The following is a 24280-nucleotide window of genomic DNA, read 5'->3' as shown; positions in this document are numbered from 1 at the left end:
TGTCAACAATCCTCATGTGAACAGCGAGCGTGTCGCCCTGCGGCTGGGCGGAACTCGTCGGCCGGCAATCAGCTTCCTTGCCGCAGGAGTTCGGCGAACGTGATGGCCGTGTCGTCCTCGTGCCAGGGGCCGATGACCTGAGCAGCTGTCGGCAGTCCGGTCGCCGTTCGGCCGATCGGCATGCTGAGCGCAGGGTGGCCGGTGAGCGAGGCGTGGGAGATCCAGAACACCTGCGCCTCGTACGGCCGTCCGTCGATGGTCGTCGAGCCGTGCGGGAACGCGACGGTGAAACTCGTCGGGCACAGGAACACGTCGATGTCTTCGAAGTACTGCTGCCACTTCGCCCGGGCTGCCAGGCGGTTCCGTTCGGTGGTGAGCAGTTGGTCGACGGTCAACGAGGTCGGTTCGCCGCCGTAGAGCGCGAAGAACAGTTCGACCTGACGCCCGAACTCCTCGGCCTGTTCGTTCGGTTCGACACCGTCCGGCCAACTGTCGACAATCTTCGCGCCGCTGCTCGCCAGCCGATCGATCGTGTCGGACAGCGCAGCGCCGACCTCGCCGGTGACCGGAGCGGCCGGGTGGTCTGTGACGACGCCGACGCGATAGTCCTTCAGATGCTGGTGCCTCGGTGGGCGGAGGGTGTACGAGTACGGGGCCTCGGGTCCGGCGGTTGCGCGGAGTGCGATCCGCAGATCCGCGGCCGAGCGGGCGAGTGGTCCGATTGTCGACAAGCTGGGCAGTTCGCTCGGAAGGTACGGCGTACCGGGGACCTGGAAGCCTCGTTGCGGGACGAGTCCGTTGGTGGGCTTCAGCCCGTAGACCCCGCAGTAGGCGGCCGGGAGCCGAATCGATCCGACCAGGTCGGATCCGTACTCGAGGTAGGTGAGCCCCGCAGCGAGTGCTGCCGCGGCTCCACCGGACGAGCCGCCTGGGGTCCGGGTCACGTCGGCCGGGTTGTTGGTCCGGCCGTAGAGCTCGTTCGACGTTTGTCCGAAGTCGGCGAGCATCGTGTGGACATTCGTTTTGCCGACAATATTCGCCCCGGCGCGCTGCAACCGTTCCGCGATGATCGCGTCGTCGTCGGCGACGTACCCTGCGAACGCTGGATTCCCCCAGGTCGTGTGCAGGCCGGCAACGTTGAAACAGTCCTTCACCGTCATCGGCACCCCGTGCAACACCCCGAGCGGCCCGCCGCCCGTGCGTGCTTCGTCGGCGCGGTCTGCTGCCTCCAGTGCGTGCTCGCGACCTACCTCGACGACCGCGTTGACCGTCGTGTCAGCCGCGATCCGGGCAAGCAGCTCCTCGGTGACTGCCCTCGACGTCGTCCGACCTGTCCGAATCCGCTCTGCAACCTCTCCAGCTGTGAACATGCGCCAGGTCTACGGTCTGACACTGTGTCAGGGTCAACCCCCGACCTCGACCCCGTTGTGAAACACCCGCCGGACCCGATCCTCCAGGGCCGCGCAGTCCAGCCCAACGCCTTCCAGCACGACCAGATCAGCGCGCTTGCCGGCCGCGATCTCCCCGCGGTCGTCCGCCAGCCCCAGCAGCCGCGCCGCGTCGATCGTCGCCGCCCGAAACGCCCCTGCGTCACCGAGCCCGGCCGCCGCCAGATGCCTCAGCTCCCACAACGCCTCCGAATGTGGCCGCACGGGATTGTCGGTCCCCATCGCGATCCGGACCCCGGCGTCGATCGCCAGCCGCATCGACACCCGATGCGCCTCGGCCGCCCCTTCCGGCGCATGCTCCGGATCCGACTGAGTCACCGACAACGTCGGCACGTACCAGGTACCGGCCTCCGCCATCGCAGCAACCGCGGCTCGTCCAGGTACGTCCCATGTTCGACACTCGCCGCACCCGCACGTGCCGCGAGCTCGGCCGCCCGCGCCCCGTGCGCGTGCACCATCACGCGCCGCCCACCACGCCGCTGGGCCTCGTCGACCACCGCAGCCAGCTCGTCGAATGTCAGCTGGAGATCGTGCACGCCGGTCCCGAGCGCCATCGACCCGGTCGCCGTCACCTTGATCCAGTCCGCGCCCGCCCGCACCATCCGCCGTACGACGGCCCGCCCGGCATCGGCCCCGTCGAAGATCGGATCCGGCAGCGACGGATCCCCGTAGAACTCGAGCGGCCCGGTCCGCAGCGCCCACACGTCCCCGATCGCGCCCGTCGTACCGACCTGCCGCAGGCTCAGCAACAGCTCGGGCCCCTCGATCCACCCGTTCTCGATCGCGAGCCGTACGCCGGCGTCAGCGCCCCACGCATCTCGTACCGTCGTCACCCCGAGCCGCAGCACTGTCCGCAACGCCGGTACCGCCGACAACACCCGAGCCGACCGCGGCAGCCGCAGCGCGTCCATACCGGGCGGTCCGAAGGCCACATGCGTGTGGCAGTCGATGAACCCGGGCACCAGCAACGTCCCGGTGCAGTCGACGCCTTCCTCCCCGTCCAGCCCGATCCCTACGTCGACAATCCGATTGTCAACAAGGAGAACGTCCGCAGCCCGCACCTCACCCGACTGGACGTCCAGCACCGAACCCGAATGCAGGACCCGGCGATCCGACCCCGAGTGCAGAGCCGGCCGACTCACTTCGCCGGGCCCAGCAGCCGCAGTGCGATCAACGCGTACGCGCGCGCCGCCGTCACGAGCTCCGCGATCGCGACCGACTCGTCGGCGCGATGCGCCTGCGTGGTCACCGACCCGGGGCCGAGGACGACGACCGGTACGCCGAGATCGCGCGCGACATACCCGCCGTCGCATGCGGCCGTCCACCCCGCGAGCGGCATCGGCGGACCGCCGGCGTCGAACCGCGCGGCCTCGGTCACGCGGACGAGCTCGTCATCCTCGGGCGTCTCGAACGCGGGCATCTCCATCGGCATCGAGAGCTCGACGGTCAGTCCACGATCCTCCAACCGGAGCGCGGCAACGCGGCGACCTAGGTCGGCGAGTACGTCGGTGGGGGACTCGCCCGGAAGGAGCCGGCGGTCGGCGACCACTACACATTCGGCCGGGACGATCGAGCCGCCGGTACCCCCGTTGATCTGGCCGACACTCCAGGTCGCGGGGCCGAGCAGGGGATGCGGTGCCTTGGCGAGCTCGGCGTGCAGGCGTTCGATCTCGGCGACGACGGCTGCCGCGCCGTAGATCGCGTTCGCGCCACCGTCCGGGTTCCCCGCATGCGAGGCCCGCCCGTGCACCGCAACCTGCAAGTACGAGTCGCCCCGCGCAGCGACAATCGTCTGCAAATCCGTTGGCTCGGCGGTGATGCACCCGACGTACTGCTGTTGCGCCCCTGTCCTTTCCGCTTCAAGTCTATCCGTGGGCGAGCTGCTCGGACTCGAGTTATCCACAGGCGGGCGCTGCACGGATTCGATGTACGCGCGAATGCCCTTGCCGGTCTCCTCCTCGTCGACCACGGCGGCCAGTTCCACCGGCCCGCTCAACGCCGTACCGCGGAGCGCTGCGAGGGCGGCCAGCGCGGCAGCCAGGCCGCCCTTCATGTCGGAGGCGCCGCGCCCGTAGATCTGCCCGTCCCGGACCGCCCCGCCGTACGGATCGAGCGTCCACCCGTCACCGACCGGCACGACATCGGTGTGACCGAGGAACAACAGGCCAGGGTTGTTGCCGCCGGCAAGAGTCACTGTCACGTTGTCGCGGCCCGGTTCGACGGGAACCGTTGCCACGTCGAGGGCGAGTTCGCGCGCTGCCGCCGCGAGAGTGGCGACCGTGGCGGCTTCCTCGCCCGGCGGGTTCTGACCGGGGGCGCGGAGCAGATCCTGGGTGATCCGGACCACCAGCTCTTCGTCGATCCGGTCCAGTACCTGTTGTTCAGCGGGCGTCAGGCTCATGCTCACCCACCTTAGAGCGCCACAACTTGCCCAGAGCCGGAGGTGGAGACAGGAAATGGGGACTGGCGATAGGTAATTGCCTATCGCCAGTCCCTAGGAGGTGTTCACGGCCTCGACCCCGGCCGGATGCGCCCGCCTCGGACTCAGCGCCTGGCCGGGTACGCCCGCGCCGGGTTCAGCGCCCGGCCAGGTACACCCGCCTCGGCATCGACCCCGGCCGGGTACGCCCGCCTCGGGCTCAGCGTCCGGTCAGGTACGCGCGCCAACTCCCGGAGGGGGTGATGTCGCGGGCTGGGTCCGCGGCGTCCGCCGTACACAGGAAACCGAGCACCTGCCGGCCGTCCGACAGTTCGAGGGGACCGATTGCCAGCGGCGGGTCGACGGTCGACGCGAACCCACCGAGTTCGGCGCCAGGCATGCTCCACACCTCGACCTCGATCCCCGGACCGTCGGCGGCGCTCAGCGTCCGGGTCAACCCGGGACGTGGGCCGTCGACGAGATACATCCGGTACGACGTCGCGGTGCGGGCGGTGTACGCGAGCCGGCCGCCGCGCCGTACCAGTTGATCGTTGAGTGGCTGACCGGAGAGATGAGCGCCGGCGACCGCCAGCAGGATCTCGTCGTCCGGAGCACCCGGCGGCACGGACTCACCGCACCACAGGGCCGCCAACGAGATCAGCTCGTGGTCGTGGCCGGCCGGCGCGAGCAACTGGATCCCGAACGGAAGACCGTCGGCCCGATCCGTACCCGGGAAGGCAACCGCGCACAGGTCGAGCAGGTTGACCATGTTGGTGAACCGGCCCAGCCGGTTGTTCACGCCGATCGGATCGGCCGCTACCTCGGCCAACGTCGGATGCCCGGGCGTCACCGGCAGAAGCAGCGCATCGACCTGCGTCCACACGTACTCACTCGCGCGGGCCAGTGTCGCGAGCTTGTCGAAGCCCGCGAACGCTGCCGCGGCGGTGAGTGCCTCGCCACCACGCACGATCGTCCGCACGGTCGGGTCGACGGCCGGGTCGTCGTCGAGCTTGTCGCCGAACGCCAGCCAGCGTTCGGCCAGCCAAGGTCCGGAGTACAGCAGGTCGGCGGCCTCGAGCAGCGGCCGCACGTCCACTTTGACGACCTCGCCCAGGCGATGGGCCTCGTCGAGCGTTGCCTGCCAGGCCCTGTCGTGCAAGGGATCCAGGTCGAGTGCCTGATCCGGAACGCCGATGACAGGACTCTCCGCGCGGCCAGGCCGACGCCGCGGCAGGTCGGCGGCCCGGCGCGACCACGCATCGTCGGGGTCGTAGGCAACCATCACCTCGTACGCCGCCCGCGCGGTTGCGACGGTGCGCGCCATCACGGTCACGCAGTCCAGCGACCGGCAGGCCGGTACGACGCCACGCGCCGACACGAGCCCACGGCTCGGCTTGATACCGACCAGCCGGTTGAACGCCGCCGGTACCCGGCCGCTCCCGGCCGTGTCGGTCCCGAGCGCGAAGTCGACCTGCCCACTCGCCACCGCGACAGCGCTGCCCGAACTCGAGCCGCCCGACACGTGCCGCTCCGAGAAGAGGGAGTGACAGGGCCCGTACGGCGACCGCGTGCCGACCAGGCCGGTCGCGTACTGGTCCAGGTTCGCCTTGCCCAGCGGTACGGCACCGGCCGCGATCAACCGGTCGACGACGAACGCGTTGCGTGCCGCGGGCAACGAGTTCCGCGGGTCACCTGCCGTCGTCGGCACACCCGCGAGATCGATGTTGTCCTTGAGCGCCATCGTCAGGCCGTGCAACGGCCCGGGCAGCGGCACGACCGGCTCGACCCGCGTGATCCACTCGTTGTTCATGCGCCCCACCTCGCCCGCTCGGCCTCGAACGCGGCGCGGCGGCGGGCCCGTACGGTCGATATCTCCATCGGTGCCTCCTGCTCGATCCGGCGTACGTCGGCGAGCGAGAACGTTGCGGGCGCGGTCTTCAGGTCCGCGCGCCCGGCAGCGATCTCGGCCCGCTCGTGCGCGAGTTGCTCCGCACTCACCGGAGTGAATCTGATCAGGTCGAACTGCCTCAGCAACCAAGGTTGCTCGTCGGCGGGGGACAAGCGCCAGACCGGGACGGTGCGCCCGACCAGCTGGTACCCGCCGGGGCCTTCCATCCCGTACACGCACAGATAGATCCCACCGATCCCGACGGCGTTCTGCGGTGTCCAGGTCCGCGCCGGGTTGTACTTCGTGGTGACGAGCCGATGCCGCGGATCGACCGGTACGGCGACGGGTGCACCGAGATACACGTCGCCGAGGCCGACCACCAGGTACGTCGCGGCCTGCACGATGTCGAAGACCTCGTCGCGTTCGGCGAGATCGTTGACGCGCCGGATGAACTCGACGTTGTCCGGGCACCACGGCGCGTCCGGCCGGACCGACGTGGCGTAGCGGCGCATCGCCTCGTGCGCCTCCGGATGGTCGAACGCGATCGGCAGTACGACCTCGCGGGCCGGCAGCACGACCGTCTCGGGATCGTCCAGGCCCGCGGCCAGAAATGCGAGCCGCTCCGCGAGTTCGGTCAGCCCGATGCGAGCCGAGTCGACCGCGACGAGCAGCGAACGCACTCCTTCGACGATCTCCGTGACGCCGGCCGGCCGGTCGTCCCGCAACGCCTGCGCCAGCAGGTGGATCCAGACCCGGACCGCGAGGTCGAGCTCGGCCGGTCCCGCCTCGACGAGGAGGTGCCGCTCGCCCGCGCATCTGATCGTGTACGCCGGTGCCGTTGCCGACCGGTCGCCGCGGTGCAGGGCCTTCGGACGGTCCGGCGTACCGGCCGAGACAGCGACCGGTACGGGTTCCTGCCGGAGATCGGTCAGCCAGCGGCGGCGGGACCGGATCGCCTCGGACGCGACCTCGGGCGTCACCGGTACGAGTTGCACCGAGTCTCCGGGGCGCAACTGGCCGAGCATCCACCGGTCTGCCTCGATGACCACCGCGGGTACGACGAAGCCACCGAGCGACGGGCCGTCCTTCCCGACCACGACCGGGGTGTCACCGGACAGCATGATGCCGCCGACCGGGTAGGCCGAGTCGTGCACGTTCGACGGATGCAGACCCGCCTCGCCGCCGTCGGTGCGGGACCAGCCGGGCGCCGGCCCGATCAGCCTGACGCCGGTGCGGTCCGATCGATGGTCGACAATCCACTTGTTGGCAAAGAAGGCCTCGGCCCCTTCGAGCGTGAGGTGCTCCGGCGCCCCGTGCGGTCCAGGAATCACCCGGACCTGCCAGGAGTCCGACATCACGGGAAGCTCGACGGACAGTGGGGTCAGGAGGTTCTCCCGCCGGCCGAGGCGAAGCCGTCCGCCGGTCGCGAGCGGCTTGCCTTCGTGGCCGCCGAAGCCGCCGAGGACGAACGTGGAGCGGCTGCCGAGGACGCGCGGCACCTCGAGGCCGCCCTGGATCGCCACGTACCCGCGCATCCCCGGGCCGTCGATCGGACCGACGTCCAGTACGGTGCCGGCCGGCCATCGGACGACCAGCCCCGGCCGGAGCCGCCAATTGTCGACAGTCGCATTGTTGACAGCCCCGCCGACACAGATCAGCCGGTCCTCGTCGCAGGTGAGCACCGGCCCGGTGAGGACACACTCCAGCCCGGCCGCGGTGTCCGGATTGCCGACCGCGGCGTTCACGAGCGCGAACGTCAATTCGTCGGCCGCACCGGACGGCGGTACTCCGACGTCCCACAGTCCCGGCCGGCCGGCCAGATCCTGCACGGTCGTTTGGGTGCCCGGGGCAACAACGGTGACGGTTGCCGCCATCCTCACCACCTGCCCAGCAGCTGGATGGGCGTCGGGTTCCAGCCGTTGCAAGGATTGTTGACCTGCGGACAATTGCTGATCAGGACGAACAGGTCGCGGCTCGCGGTCAGTTCGACGTACTTCCCGGGCGCGGACAGCCCGTCCTCGAAGGTCAGGCCGCCGTCCGGGGTCACCGGTACGTTCATGAAGAAGTTGACGTTGTGGGTGAGTTGACGCTGCCCGATGCCAGCTTCCGCGCCGTACCGCAGGAACGTCTGCCGGCAGGCGTGCTGATGCCGCGTGAACTCGCCGTACCGGATGACATTGCTCTCCTGCGAGCACGCACCACCGACGGTGTCGTGCCGGCCGCAGGTGTCGTCGGTGATCACCGCGAGCTCGTCGAGCCTGGTCGACAGCAGCCGCGATCCGGTGGTCAGGAAGACGGCCCGCTGTTCGCGGATCGTGTCGAAGGCGGAGTACCGGTTGCCGATGTCGTGGGCGTCGTAGAACAACGTGTCTACGGCCTGGTTGCCGTGCAGGTCGACGATCCGCAACCGTCCACCGGCGGGCACGGTCACGAGGGCGCCGTCGCCCGCCTCGATTACCGCATCGAGTGCGACGGTGGTTGCGGTGCCGGTGGTCGCGGTGGCCGTCACGCGATCAGCTCCCGGGTCAGTCGTAGTGCGCGGTGCGCTTCCTCTCGCAGCTCGGGATCCACGGGATTCTCCGTGTGCTCGGGTGTTTCGATGTGTACGGCCACCCCCGCGCCGGGCAGGTCCGACAATGCGTGCGGGGCGGTCGAGATGAAGATCAGCAGATCCTGATCGGCCCGAAGCGTTGCCGAGTCACCCGCGTGTGCGTGCCCCGGCACGAAGGCAAGGGCCCCATCGTCGGCGACCGCGACCTTGCTGAAGAAGTTGATGCAGCCGTGCAGATCAGCCTCGCCGAGCCCGTGCTTCATCAGCTCGAGCAGGAGCAACCGGTCGGGGAGTGCGCCGGTCAGGCAGTCGTGCCAGTCCAGCGTGGAATCCAGTACGGTCGCAAGTGCCAGGCCGCGGTCCGACATGAGCACCATGCCGGGCTTGATCCGCGCCGACATCTGCGCCTTCAACGTGTCGGGGACGTTCAGACGATCGAGCCGGTCGGCGCCGACGAGCAGCACCGATGCGTTCGCGTCGTCGCCCAAAGCCGTCAGCCGGACGGTGCGTCCCGCGCGAACCGGCGCGGACCACGCCGCCGCCGGTGGAATGTCGTGCGCGTGGGCCGGGGTCACGCGCTCGCTCCTTCCGGCTCGACGGCCGGGGTGCCGACCTCGGCGGGCAGGCCGATCGAGGCGTAGTACGCCGTGCGCTGGCCGAGGAACGCGATCGCACCACCGGCAGCGACGACGGCGAGCGTGATCAGCGGAAGGTAGTGCAGGTACCAGCCGGCACCGGCCGGGTCGTACACCGCGGCGCGTGGCCAGCCGAGGTTCACCGCCATCGCGAGTCCGTAGCCGACGGCAACGATATTGACGAGCGGCCCGAAGCGGCCGAGCGAGAACAGCGGGCGCCCGTTCTCGTCGGTGCCGGCCGGCAGCCCGCGGCCGGACAGCCGTCGTACCAGCAAGGGCGTCGTGACCATCAGGTACGCGACGTACAGCAGCATGATGCAGACGCTGGCGAGGCCGAGGAAGAGGCCGGCGTTGCCGACGTTCACGACCAGGCAGACCCCGGCCAGCACACCGGGTACGACTGTCGCTGCCACCGGTGTTCCGGTTCGCGTGGACACCTTCCGCAGCTGTCGTGATCCCGGCAGCACGTTGTCGCGTGCCATCGAAAAGATCATCCGAGCAGCCGCGGTCTGGATCGCGAGCGTGCACACGCAAACGGCGAGCGCGACGTCGAGGAGCAGCAGCTTGCCGGTGGTGGTGCCCAGTCGGCTCGTCAGCACGTACGGCAGACCCTGAGTCGCCAGATTGCCGTCGGTCAGCGACGGCGCGGCCATCAGCGCCGCGACGATCAGGAACGCGCCGCCGATCCCGGAGGCGACGACCGCACGCACGATCGTACGAGGCGTCGTCGCGCGCGGCTTGTGCGTCTCCTCCGACAACTCGCCGGCGCTGTCGAATCCGACCAGTACGTACGCCGCCATCAACGCCGAGATCAGCAGCGGTACGACATACCCGGTCGAGGCGTCGAGGTTCGTCGTGTGCAGGACGACGGACGGTCCGCGCTCGGCCTTGCCTGTCAACAATATGACGATCAGCACGACCCCGATCAGCTCACACGTCACGCCGACCGAGTTGACCAACGCGGTGATCCGCACACTGGTCGCGTTCAGCAGGGTCGTCGCGGCGAGCAGTATGCAGCCGAGGAGAACAGCGTTCGCGGCGCCGTCCTTGGACGCCAGGGCGGAGTCGGTGCCGACCAGTTGGAAGCCGGGCCACACCGCGGGCAGGACGACCTGCAGCGCGATGGCGGCCGTCGCCAGCGTGATGATCTGCGCGATCACCATCGTCCAGCCGGCGAACCAGCCGGCGACGGCGCCGCCGAGCCGCCTTGCCCACTGGTAGATCGCGCCCGACAACGGGTACCGCGCGGCGAGTTCGGCGAAGCACAACGCCACCGTCAACTGCCCGGCGAGGACGGCCGGCCAGGTCCAGAAGAACGCCGTACCGCCGAAGCCGAAGCCCAGCCCGAACAGCTGGAACACGGTGGTGAGGATGGAGACGAACGAGAATCCGGCCGCGAACGACGCGTAGCTGCCGACCCGGCGCGAGAGTTGCTGGGCGTAGCCGAAGTGGCCGAGATCTCGCGCGCCCAGTTGATCCGTGGTCAGTGTTTCGGGGGATGCTGCAGTTGATCCTGGCATTCCGGCCTCCGCTGGATCGGCCCGGGAATGCGCACAGCAGCCCGGGGCCTTTCAAGGCCTCCCGGGCTTTTGTCCCGCCGTGGAACGACACCGTCGCGACGACGCCGACGGTCCCGCCTCCCCTCTCGGACCAGTCCTGCCGGCCAGGCCGGCAGCGGAACCCTAGGGGCGCCCCGCCGTTGCGGCGGGTCCATTTCAGTTCAGGACCCGCCGATTTCGGCGGGCGTCATCGCCGGTAACGCAGAAGTAAAGAAAACCTCTCACCGTTCCGGCTTCACAGCCCCTGGCTGAAACCCTCGCGCCAGGAGGCGTAGTGCGGCTGCCAGCCGAAGGTCTTCTTGGCGAGGGTGTTGTCGGCCCCGCGGATCTCGGTGAACGCGGCCACGCCTACGTCGCCGACGGCCAGGCGGCCCAGCCAGGACGGGATGTGCCGGGGTGGTTTCGCGCCGAGGATCCGGGCGAACTCGGGCAGCCAGACGGCCGCCTCGGCCGGGTCGTCGTCGGCGATCTGGAAGACGCCGGTGACGTCGCTCTCCACTGCCTTCACCGTGGCCGCGGCCGCGTCGTCGTAGTGGATGAACGACCAGACGCCCGTACCGTCGCCGATGACCGGCAGCCGGCGCTTCTGGATCAGCTCCACCATCGACCCGCCCTTGCCGAGGTCGGCGGTCGGCCCGTAGAAGTTCGCGTACCGCAGCACGATCCCTTCGAGGCCGTCGGCGTTCAGTACCGCGGACTCCAGGTGCTTGATGGCGGCCATCGTCTGCCGCTGCGCGGGCACCGGGTCCGAGTCGAGCGGGTCGGCCTCGGTCCGGGTCGGCGGTCCACCGTGCTGCAGGTTCCAGCCGGCGTACGACTGGACGACGAACCGCCGTACGCCGGCAGCCTGTGCGGCGACAATCAGATTGTCGACACCGACCGTCCGCAGCTTGTTCGTCAGCGCGAAGCTGTCGTCGAAGTGCTTGAAGTCGATGCCGCCCTTGAGCGCCGTCATCTGATGGACGACGACCTCCGGGCGGACCGACTCCACCGCGGCGCGGACCGCGTCCGCGTCCAGACCGTCGGCGAGTACGACGTCCGCACCGAATGCGCGGACGCCGGCCGCGCCGGACTCGGACCGGATCATCCCGGTCACCTCATGTCCGGCCGCGACCAGCTGCGGTACCAGCGACCGGCCCAGTCCGCCGGTCGCGCCTGCCACCAAGACCTTCATCTCGTCCTCCGTCGTCTCTGATTACGACCCGGAGGACACGTGGCGGCTCAGCTTTGTGACATCTGCTCCGAAACCTCGGTGAACTCGGTCGGCCCGAACGACACGTTGAGCTTTCCGTCGACGGTCATCCGGCCGTTGTCGACGCGGCAGCTGAGCGTCGCGACGAACGGCGTCTCGACCCAGCGGAACGTCGCGACGAACGCGTCGCCGTCGCCGTACGCGCTGGTCAGGATCCGCTCACCGCTGTCGGGGCCGGCGTCCGCAACGGTGCCCTGCGCCGTCTGCTCGCGCCAGGAACCGGGTGCGCAGACCAGATCGTGCGTCCCACCTCGCGGGTCCTCGAACGTGAACGTGCCGGTGCCGTCCGGGTCCAGCCGAACCGCGGTCAGACCTGCCGCGTTCCGCCCCGCGAAACGGTACGTCTGCCCGTCACCCGGCTCGGGTGTCGCGCCGCCGGGTGGTGGCAGCTCGAGCTGCGCCGGCCGCGGTGCCTCGGGCACGTCCTTGCCCTCGAGTGCCGGCAGCAGGTACTCCCACGCGGTGTTCAGGATCGCTTGCATGTCTCCGGTCGCGCTCGTGGTGACGAGTACCGTGTCGTACTCCGGGAACACCACGATGAACTGCCCGAACGCACCGTCGGCGCGGTACGTGTTGTGCCGGCCGCGCCAGAACTGGTAGCCGTAGCCCTGCTTCCAGTCCGGGTTCTCCTCATTGTCGTTGGGGACCTGCTTCGAGGTGGCGGCCTCGTACCACTCGGCCGGTACGAGCCGTGTGCCGTTCCACTCGCCGTGCTGCAGCAGGAGCTGCCCGAAGCAGGCCAGCGACTCGGTGTTGAGGCTGAGCCCCCAGCCGCCGACCGTGATGCCTTCCTTCGACACCTGCCAGGTCGCCTCGGTCGCGCCGAGCGGCTCGAACAGCCGCGGCCGCAGGTAGTCGAGCAGGTTCTCGCCGGTGAGTCGCTGCAGGATTGCCGACAACATGTACGTCGCGCCGCTGTTGTACACGAACAGGCTGCCGGGCTCGTGCTCGACGTCGAGGCCGAGGAAGACCTTCACCATCCGGCGGTCGCGGCTGAGCGCCTCGACGGTGTCCTTCGAGTGGCCGGTCGTCATCGTCAGCAGGTGCCGGACCTTCATCGCGGCCAGGTTGTCGCTGATCGTCTCCGGCAACACGTCCGCGGTGAAGAACGAGATCACCGGATCGTCGATTGTCAACAATCCTGCGTCGACCGCGAGCCCGACGGCCGTCGAGGTGAAACTCTTCGACACCGAGAACAACAGGTGCCGATCGTCGAACCGGTACGGCGCCCACGCGTCCTCCAGCACCACGTGTCCGTGCCGCACCACCATGACTGTCTGGATCTCCGGCTGCCCGCCGTCGAGCGCTCCGACGAAACTGTCGAGCGCGGCGGCGGACAGGCCCTGGGCCTCTGGTGTACTCCGTGGAAGTCTGGTCACCCCCAGCACGCTATCCCTCCGTGCGCTCTAATGCTGGACCAGTACGGCGACTGTCCGCGCCGGGACCGTTGCCGTACCGGTGCCGGCCGTCCAGGTCGTCTGCTTGACCACCGGGTCCGAACCAGCTGCCTGTACCGGCGACAGCGTGAGGTTGGCGCCCGCCAGCCCCGGCACGTGCTGCGTGACAGCGGCGTTGGTGGAGTTGAACACCACCAGCACCCCCTTCAGCGCCGGGTCGACATCAGCACCGACGGTGTCGTCGATCCGCATCGTGATCACGCCAGGCGTCGTACCACTCACCGGGAACGTGAGCTTCTGGTTGATCAGCGCCGCGGTCCCCAGCCGGAACAGGGGAGTGGAGAACCGCAGCTTGAGCAGGTCGGCAGCGGCCGCGGACGCCGTGGTCACATCGGCCGCGGACGGCTTCAACGCCGGGTCGGCGAGCAGCGGCTTCATGAACGGCCACTTGGCCTCGTTGTCGGTCTTCGGCGGCAGGCCGTGGCCGAAGCCGTTGTCCGTGCCGGTCCAGTCCAGCGTGTTGAACCAGTCGCCGGAGTTGTACGAGTTCCGGTCCAGCGACTTGCTCCGCAGCAGGTCCGCGCCGGCGTGCCAGAACGACGGCGTCTGCGCCAGCGCGGTCGTTGCCAGCGACAACGTGTTCATCCGGATCCGGTCCGGCATCGGCAGGTCCGACGGCAGCTTGTACGTCAGGGTGTCCCACAACGTTTCGTTGTCGTGGGCATCGACGTACGTCACCACCTCGTCCGGCTGGTCGGCGTACCCGGCCGGCGTTCCGTTGTAGTCGACCTGGTCACCGCGGACGTCCGTACCCGAGGAGACCGACTTGAACGTGAACGACCGCAGGTTCCCGGCCAGGCCGAGCTGGACCAGGTCGGTGTCGTGGGCGAGCCGCTTCGCGCGGTCGGCCGGCGTACCGTTCACCGCGGCCCCGTTCGGGTCGCTCGCCTCGCCGGAGCCGAAGCCCTGGATCCGCGGGTCGTCGTCGAACGGCCCGCCGCCGCGGACCGCGTCGCGCAAGCGGTCCGAGAACGTGCCGATGCCGGTGCCGCCGAGGTTGCCCTGCCGCGCCTGGACGAACAGTGCGTCGTCCGCGACCTCGCCGAAGTTCCAGCCCTCGCCGTACAGGTAGATCGACTTGCCGTCCACGCCGTCCTTCGCCAACGTCAGCTGGTCCAGCGCGGCGCGGACCTTCAGCATGTTCGCCTTGCTGTGGTGGCCCATCAGGTCGTACCGGAAGCCGTCCACGTGGTAGTTGCGCGCCCAGCTCACCGTGCCGTCGACCATGATCTTCTCGGCCATCAGGTGTTCGGTGGCGATGTTGCTGCAGCAGGTGGAGTTCTCGACCTTGCCGGTCGCGTCCAGCCGCTGGTAGTACCCCGGCACGATCTGGTCGAGCACCGACGTCGGTGCCTCGCCCGCGGCCGGGGTGTGGTTGTAGACCTGATCCAGCACCACGCGCAGGCCGGACTTGTGCAGTGCGCCGACCATCGTGCGGAACTCGGCTACCCGTGGCAGGCCGTCCTTCTGCGTTGCGTACGACCCCTCCGGTGCCAGCCAGTGGTACGGGTCGTAACCCCAGTTGAAGCCGTCCTTGGCTGCTACGGCGGTGACACAGGCCTGTTGTTGGTCGGAGTCGGCCGGCAAGGACTTCAGGTCGCACGCAGGTGCCTGCTGGTTGGTCTCTGGGATCGAAGCGATGTCGAAGGTAGGTAGTAAGTGCACCGTGTTGAGGCCAGCGGCTGCCAGGGAGCGAAGGTGCTTCGTGCCGTTGCCGTTGTCGGCAAACGCCAGGTAGGTACCGCGGTGCGCTGCCGGCACTGTGCTGTCGTTGATCGAGAAGTCCCGTACGTGCAGCTCGTAGATCGTCGAGTCGACACCACGGGTGAGCTTCGGCGAGGCGGTGTCCTTCCACAACGCCGGCTTGCCCGCGGGGTCGCTCAGGTCTGCTGCAACCGAGTAGGTCGAGTCAGTCGTCAACGCAACCGAGTACGGGTCAGTGACGACGTTCTTCTCGACCTTTCCAGTACTGGGCGCGTAGACCGTGACCTCGAAGCGGTACGAAGCGTCCTTCCAAGAGCGGGGCCCGGTGACCTCCCAGGATCCGTCTGAGTTGCGGTGCATCGCCACAGCACCTGCGCCGACCAGTAGGCGGACGTCCTGCGCCGTGGGGGCCCACACCGTGAAGGTGGGTTTGCCGGCTTGCCAGGTGACGCCATAGGAGCGATTGACTGCGCTGCTATACACATCGTCGAGCACGCCTGGGATCTGTACGCCTGTGGCGTCCAGCAGCCGTCCGGTGTCGTCGTACTGCGCCAGGCCGAGCTGGCCCTTCAAGATCTTTTCCACGTCTGCATAGTCGAGCCGCAGCGTGGTGTAGCCCGGCTTGACCTCTGTCGGGTCGTAGCGCAGTGCTGTCGACGAGCCGCCGATGTCGTCGGCGTCCACCTTCAGCGAACCGGTGTCGGACCAGTGCAGCCGCCAGCGGTACCGCTCCGGGTGGTCGACGGCCGGTACGGCGAGCGTGTCCCGGTTGAGCCAGTACGCCTTCGCCTGGCTGAGATCCGGGTGTGCGCCGGGCTTGGAGGTGGTCACCGTGAACTGGTGGGTCGCGAGCACGTACGAGAATGTGACGACCAGGCCGTCACTCGGTACCACGACCGGCACGTTCTGCGCCGGGTAGCTCTCGTCCCAGGACAGGTTGTGCGCGACCTTCGCCTCATAGTTGCCCGCCTTCAGCTCACTGGTGGACCAGGTGTAGGTCCCGTCTCCGTCCTCGTCGGTCAACCAGGGTCGCATGCAGGCCGGGTCCCAGTCCGCCGAGCAGCCCAGTGCCTTCTGGTACGAGCCCGGCGCGGTGATGATCGGTCCCTGCGCACTGGACGTGACGTAGTGCCGCCCGTGCTCGTAGTAGAAGGTGACTGGTCCGGTCGGTGCGGTGTAGGAGATGTTGGCGCCGTTCTGCACGCCACCGGCTCCGTAGTTCACGTCCCAGGTCTTGTTGATGGCTGCCTTGTACGCGTGCTCGCCGGCCGGGATGGTGTACGTGCCCTTCCACACCTTGTCGTTGGGGTCCAGCTTCAGCTGTGCCTGGTCGCAGTCCGGCGCCCAGTCCGCTGCGCAGCCCATCTCGGTGTTGTGGTCACCAGGCACGGACACGTTGGCCGGCTGTACGACCGGTCCGGTGGAGCCGCCACCACCACCCGGTGCGGCAGCGTCACCAACAACGCCGTACGAGCCGGAGACCGAGTAGTTGCCGGACACATCACGTAGTACTGCGCGGTACTCCAGCAGCGTGCCCTTGGGAAGCCCGGTGACGTCCTGGTACACGCGGTACGGCGCGTTGTCGTCGGACCCCAGCCGCTGCCATGCCGTCGTACCCACGGGCCGGTAGCCGAACGTCACAGTGGCCGGTGTGTTCTCAGGAACCGCAGCAGCGATCTCCGCACGCCCGCCGACCGTCGCACCGAGCTCAGGGGAGCTCATGTAGACGCTAGGTGCCTTGGCGCGCGGCGGGACCTTCGTCTGGGCCTGGTACACCGTCACGGACAGAGGGCCCTGGCTGACGACGACCCTGCCTTCACGGTCGGTCTTCACAGACCTGCTGCCGCCGTAGATCGGCTTGAGCCACGTGTTCGGCCCGTACGTCGGTACGGTCGCGGACGCAGCCGTCTTGGAGTTGTTCGCCACCACCAGGTACTCGACGTTGTCACTACCGAGCCGGCTGAACGCGTACAGCCCGTTGTTGTTGGACGCGTACCTGTTCACCTGGCGCCCGTCCGACAGCGCAGGGTACTGCGCCCGCAGCTGCGCCATCGCCGCGATGTGCTTGTACATGGGCGCGTTGACGTCGTACCTGTCCTTGCTGCCGATCGTCGTCGTACCCGTGCCGTCGACAACCTCGTCGTCCGTGTATTCGGCCGTCTTGGTCGCGAACATGTCCTGCCGCGCGTCCTTGTCGCCGCCAGGACCTGTGAAGCCCTGCTCGTCGCCGTAGTACACAACCGGCTGGCCGCGCGTGAGGTACATCAGAGAGTGCGCAAGCTCGTCCCGTGCGAGCAGGTCCTGCCCAGAGGCACCACTCTGCTTCAAGAACGTACCTACGCGGCCCATGTCGTGGTTACCCAGGAACGTGGGCAGCTCGTACGCGTTGGAGTCCGTGTCGGTGTAGTAGTCGTCGTCCGCGTAGAAGTCCTGCAGCTTGGTACTCGGGTCGCCCTTCGCATAGGCGACCGCGTTCTGCTGGAAGCCGAAGTCGAGCGTCGCCTGCAGGTCGCCCTTGGTCGTGTACGTCGACATGAACTGCGGGCTCGCGTCGAACACCTCGCCGAACATGAAGAAGTTCTTCGCGCCCGCGCCGCGCGCCGCGGCCAGGATCGCCGGCGAGAACTTCTGCCAGAACTCGAGGTTGACGTGCTTGACGGTGTCGATCCGGAACCCGTCGATGCCGAACTCGGCCCAGGTCTTGTAGACGTCGATCATCCCGTCGCGGACCTTCGGCTGCTCGGTGAACAGGTCGTCCAGGCCGGAGAAGTCGCCGTACTCCGCGCTCTCACCGGCGAAGGTCGAGTCGCCGCGGTTGTGGTACAGCGTCGGGTCGTTGAGCCAGGCCGGCACCTTCACGGTCTGGTCGGCCGCGGAGTCGAAGATCGGCACGTACGGGAACGACGTGTTCGGGTCCAGCGCCGGGAACGTGTCCCCGGCGGCGTACTGCTTGTCGTCGAAGACGTTGCCCTGGGCATCCTTGTACGGCGAGGTGGACTTCGGGATGTAGCTGTGGTTGCCGGACTGGTAGTCGATGACGTCCGCGGTGTGGTTGGTGATGATGTCGAAGAAGACCTTCATGCCCTTGCGGTGCGCGAGGTCGATCAGCCGCTTCATGTCCGCGTTGGTGCCCAGATGCGGGTCGATCCGGGTGAAGTCGGTGATCCAGTAGCCGTGGTACCCGGCGCTCACGTCCGCGCCGGAGCCCTGCACGGGGCGGTTCTTGAACGAAGGCGTCAGCCAGATGGCCGTCGTACCGAGGGACTTGATGTAGTCGAGCTTCTGGATCACACCGGCCAGGTCGCCGCCGTGGTAGAAGCCCTTGTCGGTCGGGTCCAGCCCTGTCTGCAGCCGGTCGCCGGTGAGGCCGCCGGAGTCGTTCGACTTGTCTCCGTTCGCGAACCGGTCCGCCATCAGGAAGTAGAAGCGTTCCTTCGTGAGGCCCTGCCGCAGGCTTGGTGTCGCGAGCGTCCTGTCGGCCGGCGTCACCGTCGGGCCGGCCAGGTCGATCGGCTTCACCGTGACGAGGTGACTGGTGTCGTTGTAGCTGAACTCGAGCTTCGCCGGGCCTTCGATCCGCAGCGGGATGTTCTGCCCGTTCAGGACGCCGCCGGCGCCGTAGTTCTCGTCCCAGCTCTTGTTGACTGTGACCTTGTACTCGTACGAACCGGCGGGTACGTCGAACACCTTCGTGTACGGCGCACTCGTACCGAGACTGGTCGCGTCGCAGGCCGGGTCCCAGTCACCCGCACACCCCAGCTCGCTCTGCAGCGAGCCCGCGAGTGTGACCACCCGCTCCGCCGCGGCTGCTGCCGGGGCCTGGGTCGGTGTGCCCAGTCCGAGTACCACCACCGCGGCCGCGGTGAATCCTGCCGTCCAACCCCTGAACCCGCGCATCACGCACCCCTCCCCGCCATCTGATGCCGGGGACGGTAGCCCCCTGGTTCTACCGTGAGGAGGCCTCGAAGATCACGGTAAGGTCACGAGGTCCGGGAGCGTGGTCTCGATCGGCGTACGGAGCACCGTGGTCGCCTGCTCGTCGTACGGTGTTGGCTGCGCGTTCAGAATGATCAGCGGCTTGCCTGAGTTCAACGCGAGGTCGCAGAGACCTGCGGCTGGATAGACCTGCAGAGAGGTGCCGACGGCCAGGAAGAGGTCTGCTGCCTCGGTCGCGGCGACGGCTCGGTCCAGCACGGCTCTGTCGAGGGATTGACCGAAGGAGACCGTGGCCGACTTGAGAATGCCGCCGCAGACCTCACAGGCCGGGTCTTCGTCCCCGGACTCCAGCCGGGGGAGTACGTCAGCCACGGGAAGCCGGCGCTCGCACTGCAGACAGTCGACGTACCAGACCGTGCCGTGCAGCTCGTGGACCAGCTCTGGTGACGAACCCGCTTTCTGGTGCAGCCCGTCGACGTTCTGGGTGATCAGCCCGGTCAGCCGGCCCTGCCGCTCCAGCTCGACCAGGGCCAGGTGGCCGGGGTTCGGCTCGACCGTCCAGACCGGTACGGCGAGCCGGTGCTTCCACGTAGCCACCCGAACCTCCCGGCTGGCGACGTACTCGTCGATGTCGAACATCGCCTCCGCAGCCGGATTCTTCGTCCACACCCCCTCAGGCCCCCGAAAGTCAGGGATACCCGAGGCAGTAGAGATACCCGCCCCAGTCAGCACAGCGATGCGCTCAGCGTCGATCACACCCCCGACGGTATCCATTCGGTGGTGTTTCACTTGGTTCGGCGGACGACGTACTGGTTTTCGGTTGCCGACACGAGGTCCTGGGAGCGCATTCGGCACCAGGCGGGGATGTCTGTGGCTGCTGCTGGGTCGTCGGCCAGGACTGTGACTGTGTCGCCGATGGCGACGGTCGGTAGTGTTTTGGCGAGTTTGATCACCGGGAGTGGGCAGAGCAGGCCGGTGCAGTCGAGGTCGACGTTCACATCCCCACCTCCGCCCGGATCCGCTGCACGATCCCGGGCAGCACGGCGCAGAACCGGCGTACGTCGTCATGCTTCGTGTCACGCGCCAGAGAGAGCCGGACGTTGCCGTGAGTCAGCACACCCATTGCTGCGAGTACGTGTGACGGCCGCAGCGTGCTGGACGTACAGGCGGAGCCGCTGGAGACGGCGAAGCCTTCCGCGTCCAGTGCGGTCACCAGAGCTTCACCGTCTACGTACAGGCACGAGAACGTGAGGATGTGCGGCAGGCGGTCGTCCGGATCGCCTACTACCTCTACGTCGGGGATGTCCTCGGCCACACGATGCCGTACCTCGTCGATCCAGGCTCTGTGCTGTTTGTCGAGCTCCTCGGCCTCCGCCAGCCGGGCCTGCAATGCTGCGGCCGCGGCCAGTGCGTTCGGCACGTTCGGGAAGCCGGGGGACAGGCCGTCCTCCCTCTCGTCCATCGGCCACGCGGGAGCGATCCGCGTACCCTTCCGAACCGCCAGCAGCCCGACCCCGGCCGGGCCGCCCCACTTGTGAGCACTTGCCGCCAGCACCGACCACCCGTCCGGTACGACGTCGTGTCCCACCGACGCCGACGCGTCCACGAAGAGCGGTACGTCGCCACAGTCCTCGGCGATCGCTGCGATCGGTTGCCTCGTACCGACCTCGTGGTTGGCGGACTGAACAGCGGCCACCGCCACGCCGGGTCGCCGTACCGCGTCCTTGAAGGCCTCCCGATCCACTCGGCCGCGTACGTCCACCGCGACCTCGACACCGTCGGACCCGGCGCTGTGCAGGACCGCTGAGTGCTCGACGGCCGTGTGGACGACAGCGGTCCCGACGCGGCGGCGCGCGGACCGTACGGCGGTCAGACCGGCCTGGATCGCCGCCGTACCGGAGGTGGTCAGGTACAGCTCGTCCGGCCGTACGCCGACCGCGTCCGCGAGCACCGCGCGGGCGTTGTCCAGCAGGAGCCTCGCGGTCCGGCCTTCGTGGTGCAGCCGGACCGGATCGGCCCATCCGGAATCCACTGCCGACAGCAACATTTCGCGCGCTGCCGGGTGCAACGGCTCCGCCGACGCCGCGTCCAGATACGCACGCTCGCTCACACGGGAAACGCTAAGCCCTACCTATGCGCAGGGACGCGAATGGTGTCCAGTAGTGTTTGGTCGTCAGTCTCACTTGGGAAGGGAAAGGCGCCCCGTGGGTTCGAACGGCACGCCCGGAGTGGAGGAGCGACCGGCAAGTTCTGCCGGCGCCACACGTCCGGCGAAGCGACGCCTGCTGGTCGGTGCGGCTGTGGTGCTCGGCACCACGCTGCTGACCGGTTGTTCGTCGGCGACCACTGAGCAGTGGAAGCGACTCGGTCTGCCCGAGGGCGCATCGGACCGGACCGAGGCGATCCGCAGCCTCTGGATCGGTGCCTGGACCGCAGCCCTGATCGTCGGCGTGATGGTCTGGGGCCTGATCCTCTGGGTCAGCGTGCGGTACCGCAAGCGCAATGACGACGCCCCCCGGCAGGTGCGGTACAACCTGCCGCTCGAGGTGCTCTACACCTTGGCGCCGTTCGCGATCATCGGCGTGCTCTTCTTCTACACCGTCGAGCACGGCAACCAGGTCACGAAGATGGACGCCAGCCCGCAGCACACCGTGAACGTGGTGGGCCAGCAGTGGCAGTGGACCTTCAACTACAAGGACACCGTCGACGGGCAGCAGGGCGTCTGGGAGACCGGCACGATGGACAGGCCGGCCACGCTGTGGCTGCCGGTGAACGAGTCCGTCCACTTCGACCTGACCTCGCCGGACGTCATCCACTCCTTCTGGGTGCCGTCGTTCTACTTCAAGCTCGACGTCATCCCCGGCCGGACCAACAAGTTCGAGCTGACCCCGACGAAGATCGGCACCTTCGAGGGCAAGTGCGCGGAGCTCTGCGGGCTCTATCACAGCCGCATGGTCTTCAGCGTCAAGGTGGTCTCCCGTGACGAGTACGACGCACATCTGAAGGACCTGGCCGCCAAGGGCCAGACCGGAGCCGCCACCGGTGGCGCCGACGCCACCACCATTCCCGGTTCAGGGGAGGGCCAGAAGTGACCGAGTTCGCCGAGCGCACCGGCGCCATCGGTAGCACCGCCGTGTTGCCGCGGCGGCGCAGCAAGGGCCAGCTGCTGGTCAAGTACCTGACCACGACCGACCACAAGCTGATCGGGCACATGTACCTGATCACGTCGTTCGCGTTCTTCCTGATCGGCGGCGTGATGGCGCTGCTGATCCGCGCCGAGCTGGCCAAGCCGGGCCTGCAGATCGTGAACGAAGAGGTCTACAACCAGCTCTTCACGATGCACGGCACGATCATGCTGCTGCTGTTCGCGACCCCGCTGTTCGTCGGCTTCGCGAACGAGATCATGCCGATCCAGATCGGCGCCCCGGACGTCGCGTTCCCGCGGCTGAACATGTTCAGCTACTGGCTGTTCCTGTTCGGCGGCCTGATCACGATCAGCGGCTTCTTCACCCCGGGCGGCGCGGCCGACTTCGGCTGGTTCGCCTACGCCCCGCTGTCGAACGCGGTGCGTTCGCCGGGCGTCGGCGGCGACCTGTGGATCATGGGTCTGTGGATGGCGGGTCTGGGCACGATCCTGGGCGCGGTCAACTTCATCACCACGATCATCACCATGCGCGCGCCCGGGATGACGATGTTCCGGATGCCGATCTTCACCTGGAACATCCTGGTCACCTCGATCCTGGTGCTGATCGCGTTCCCGATCCTGGCGGCGGCGCTGCTGGTGCTGGAGGCGGATCGAACACTCGGGGCCCATGTCTTCGACGCGGCCAACGGTGGGCCAATACTCTGGCAACACCTGTTCTGGTTCTTCGGCCATCCCGAGGTGTACATCATCGCGCTGCCGTTCTTCGGCATCGTCACCGAGATCCTGCCGGTCTTCAGCCGCAAGCCGGTCTTCGGCTACATCGGCCTGGTCAGCGCGACGCTCGGTATCGCGGTCCTCTCGGTGGCGGTGTGGGCGCACCACATGTTCGTGACCGGCGCGGTGAACCTGCCGTTCTTCTCGTTCATGACGTTCCTGATCGCGGTCCCGACCGGGGTGAAGTTCTTCAACTGGATCGGCACGATCTGGGGCGGCTCGGTGTCGTTCGACACGCCGATGCTCTGGTCGGTGGGCTTCCTGACCACCTTCCTCTTCGGCGGTCTGACCGGCGTCATCCTGGCCTCGCCGGCGCTGGACTACCAGCTGTCCGACTCGTACTTCGTGGTCGCGCACTTCCACTACGTCGTGTTCGGGACCGTGGTGTTCGCGATGTTCGCCGGGTTCTACTTCTGGTGGCCGAAGTTCACCGGCCGGATGCTCGACGAGAAGCTCGGCAAGCTGCACTTCTGGCTGCTGTTCATCGGCTTCCACACGACGTTCCTGGTGCAGCACTGGCTGGGTGTCGAGGGCATGCCGCGGCGGTACGCCGACTACAGCCCGAACGAAGGCTTCACCACGCTGAACGAGGTCTCCAGCGTCGGCGCATTCATCCTGGGCGCGTCGATGCTGCCGTTCTTCTACAACATCTACAAGTCGCGCAAGAAGCAGCCGGTCGGCGTCGACGACCCGTGGGGCTGGGGCCGGTCGCTGGAGTGGGCGACGAGCTGCCCGCCGCCGCGGCACAACTTCGAGAAGCTGCCCCGGATCCGCTCGGAGTCCCCGGCGTTCGACCTGCACCACGCCGAGCTCGCACTGGCGGAGTACCCGGCGAACGGGGCTGGTAAGGACAACCTGCTGGACGCGGGCGAGGACCAGGGCCGGGTCGGCCATCTGGCCGAGCGGCTCGACGAGTCCGGTACCGAGACCGACGGGAAGGACGAGGCGTGAAGGTCGAGGCCTGGGTCTTCGGGATCCTGAGTGTGTTCCTGGTCGTCGTCACGCCGATCTACTGGCTGATGTCGGAGGACCCCACCGGTACCACCGCACTGGTGATGACGTTCTTCCTGTCGCTGCTGGTGGCCTTCTACCTGAGCGTCACCGCACGCCGGATGGACGCCCGTCCGGAGGACCGCAAGGAAGCGGAGATCGTCGAGGGAGCCGGTGAGCTCGGCTTCTTCCCGCCGTACTCGTGGTGGCCGCTGTGGTGCGGGCTGACGCTGGCGGTGGTCGTGCTCGGCATCGTGTTCGGCTGGTGGCTGTTCATCGCGGGGGTCGGGATCGGCATCATCACACTGAGCGGTTTCATCTTCGAGTACTACCGTGGGGACCACGCTCACTAGTTGAGACTCGTACGAGAAACGCTGTCCGGGAACGAACCGGACGGCGTTTTCGTGCGTCTTGTCTAGTGCGAACGGGTACCCGATCAACACCGCGATGCAGGGAAATGTCGCTGCGGGAGGTTACCCTTACCGCGGTTTGACTAAACAGGGGAGAGCTGGGGAATGGTGA

Annotated in this window: 18 protein-coding genes; 3 read left to right on the top strand and 15 right to left on the bottom strand. The window is 68.0% G+C overall.

Going from position 1 to position 24280, the window contains the following annotated elements:
* Positions 1-68: 68 nt before the first annotated feature.
* From ACZ5BU_RS14665 to ACZ5BU_RS14595, 15 genes are all read right to left on the bottom strand, one after another.
* Entirely contained in the window at positions 69-1370 is a 1302-nt protein-coding gene (locus tag ACZ5BU_RS14665) for an amidase family protein (RefSeq protein ID WP_465699020.1), read from the bottom strand.
* 33 nt (positions 1371-1403) lie between these two features.
* Complete coding sequence (locus ACZ5BU_RS14660) at positions 1404-1805, bottom strand: amidohydrolase family protein (RefSeq protein ID WP_465699018.1); 402 nt, start codon at positions 1803-1805, stop codon at positions 1404-1406.
* The gene (locus tag ACZ5BU_RS14655; protein WP_465699016.1) at positions 1763-2533 is read right to left on the bottom strand and encodes an amidohydrolase family protein; all 771 of its coding nucleotides are present in this window, start codon (positions 2531-2533) and stop codon (positions 1763-1765) included. The genes ACZ5BU_RS14660 and ACZ5BU_RS14655 overlap by 43 nt, the downstream gene beginning before the upstream one ends.
* A gap of 53 nt (positions 2534-2586) precedes the next feature.
* Positions 2587-3849, bottom strand: coding sequence for a M20 family metallopeptidase (locus ACZ5BU_RS14650; RefSeq protein WP_465699014.1), 1263 nt, complete (start codon positions 3847-3849; stop codon positions 2587-2589).
* Between the two features lie 238 nt (positions 3850-4087).
* The gene (gene atzF, locus ACZ5BU_RS14645) at positions 4088-5677 is read right to left on the bottom strand and encodes an allophanate hydrolase (RefSeq protein WP_465699012.1); all 1590 of its coding nucleotides are present in this window, start codon (positions 5675-5677) and stop codon (positions 4088-4090) included.
* On the bottom strand, positions 5674-7629 hold the full coding sequence (locus ACZ5BU_RS14640) for a 5-oxoprolinase/urea amidolyase family protein (protein WP_465699010.1): 1956 nt from the start codon (positions 7627-7629) through the stop codon (positions 5674-5676). Before ACZ5BU_RS14640 ends, atzF begins: the two co-directional genes overlap by 4 nt.
* 2 nt (positions 7630-7631) lie before the next feature.
* On the bottom strand, positions 7632-8264 hold the full coding sequence (locus ACZ5BU_RS14635) for an urea amidolyase associated protein UAAP2 (RefSeq protein WP_465699008.1): 633 nt from the start codon (positions 8262-8264) through the stop codon (positions 7632-7634).
* Positions 8261-8881: a DUF1989 domain-containing protein gene (locus ACZ5BU_RS14630; protein WP_465699006.1), complete on the bottom strand. Its 621-nt coding sequence runs from the start codon at positions 8879-8881 to the stop codon at positions 8261-8263. Before ACZ5BU_RS14630 ends, ACZ5BU_RS14635 begins: the two co-directional genes overlap by 4 nt.
* Positions 8878-10461 carry an amino acid permease gene (locus ACZ5BU_RS14625; RefSeq protein ID WP_465699004.1) on the bottom strand — a complete coding sequence of 528 codons (1584 nt, stop codon included), beginning with the start codon at positions 10459-10461 and terminating at the stop codon, positions 8878-8880. The genes ACZ5BU_RS14630 and ACZ5BU_RS14625 overlap by 4 nt, the downstream gene beginning before the upstream one ends.
* 274 nt (positions 10462-10735) lie before the next feature.
* Positions 10736-11674 (bottom strand): NAD-dependent epimerase/dehydratase family protein, encoded by a 939-nt coding sequence (locus tag ACZ5BU_RS14620; RefSeq protein ID WP_465699002.1) that lies wholly within the window; start codon positions 11672-11674, stop codon positions 10736-10738.
* 47 nt (positions 11675-11721) lie between these two features.
* Complete coding sequence (locus ACZ5BU_RS14615; protein WP_465699000.1) at positions 11722-13131, bottom strand: serine hydrolase domain-containing protein; 1410 nt, start codon at positions 13129-13131, stop codon at positions 11722-11724.
* Positions 13132-13158: 27 nt separating this feature from the next.
* Positions 13159-18810: a pullulanase-type alpha-1,6-glucosidase gene (gene pulA / locus ACZ5BU_RS14610; RefSeq protein ID WP_465698999.1), complete on the bottom strand. Its 5652-nt coding sequence runs from the start codon at positions 18808-18810 to the stop codon at positions 13159-13161.
* 72 nt (positions 18811-18882) lie between these two features.
* Positions 18883-19605 carry an SIR2 family NAD-dependent protein deacylase gene (locus ACZ5BU_RS14605; RefSeq protein WP_465698997.1) on the bottom strand — a complete coding sequence of 241 codons (723 nt, stop codon included), beginning with the start codon at positions 19603-19605 and terminating at the stop codon, positions 18883-18885.
* Positions 19606-19634: 29 nt separating this feature from the next.
* On the bottom strand, positions 19635-19847 hold the full coding sequence (locus tag ACZ5BU_RS14600) for a sulfurtransferase TusA family protein (protein ID WP_465698995.1): 213 nt from the start codon (positions 19845-19847) through the stop codon (positions 19635-19637).
* Positions 19844-20959 carry a cysteine desulfurase family protein gene (locus ACZ5BU_RS14595; RefSeq protein WP_465698993.1) on the bottom strand — a complete coding sequence of 372 codons (1116 nt, stop codon included), beginning with the start codon at positions 20957-20959 and terminating at the stop codon, positions 19844-19846. The genes ACZ5BU_RS14600 and ACZ5BU_RS14595 overlap by 4 nt, the downstream gene beginning before the upstream one ends.
* Positions 20960-21053: 94 nt before the next feature.
* Between ACZ5BU_RS14595 and ctaC the strand changes: the two genes are divergently transcribed.
* The 3 genes from ctaC to ACZ5BU_RS14580 are packed head-to-tail and all read left to right on the top strand — an operon-like array spanning position 21054 to position 24111.
* Complete coding sequence (ctaC, locus tag ACZ5BU_RS14590; protein WP_465698991.1) at positions 21054-21941, top strand: aa3-type cytochrome oxidase subunit II; 888 nt, start codon at positions 21054-21056, stop codon at positions 21939-21941.
* A complete protein-coding gene (ctaD, locus tag ACZ5BU_RS14585) occupies positions 21938-23719 on the top strand; it encodes an aa3-type cytochrome oxidase subunit I (protein WP_465698989.1) in 1782 nt (593 codons plus the stop codon). Before ctaC ends, ctaD begins: the two co-directional genes overlap by 4 nt.
* A complete protein-coding gene (locus ACZ5BU_RS14580) occupies positions 23716-24111 on the top strand; it encodes a cytochrome c oxidase subunit 4 (protein WP_465698987.1) in 396 nt (131 codons plus the stop codon). The genes ctaD and ACZ5BU_RS14580 overlap by 4 nt, the downstream gene beginning before the upstream one ends.
* Positions 24112-24280 lie beyond the last annotated feature (169 nt).

This window comes from Kribbella sp. NPDC031520, from assembly GCF_055580825.1.
Note: the sequence above shows the minus strand (reverse complement) of the source record. Positions and strands in the feature narration are given on the sequence as shown.

Coding starts and splice junctions, on each gene's coding strand:
- ACZ5BU_RS14665 (WP_465699020.1), bottom strand. CDS start 1,370: ATGTTCACAGCTGGAGAGGTTGCAGAGCGGATTCGGACAGGTCGGACG.
- ACZ5BU_RS14660 (WP_465699018.1), bottom strand. CDS start 1,805: ATGGCGGAGGCCGGTACCTGGTACGTGCCGACGTTGTCGGTGACTCAG.
- ACZ5BU_RS14650 (WP_465699014.1), bottom strand. CDS start 3,849: ATGAGCCTGACGCCCGCTGAACAACAGGTACTGGACCGGATCGACGAA.
- atzF (WP_465699012.1), bottom strand. CDS start 5,677: ATGAACAACGAGTGGATCACGCGGGTCGAGCCGGTCGTGCCGCTGCCC.
- ACZ5BU_RS14640 (WP_465699010.1), bottom strand. CDS start 7,629: ATGGCGGCAACCGTCACCGTTGTTGCCCCGGGCACCCAAACGACCGTG.
- ACZ5BU_RS14625 (WP_465699004.1), bottom strand. CDS start 10,461: ATGCCAGGATCAACTGCAGCATCCCCCGAAACACTGACCACGGATCAA.
- ACZ5BU_RS14620 (WP_465699002.1), bottom strand. CDS start 11,674: ATGAAGGTCTTGGTGGCAGGCGCGACCGGCGGACTGGGCCGGTCGCTG.
- pulA (WP_465698999.1), bottom strand. CDS start 18,810: ATGCGCGGGTTCAGGGGTTGGACGGCAGGATTCACCGCGGCCGCGGTG.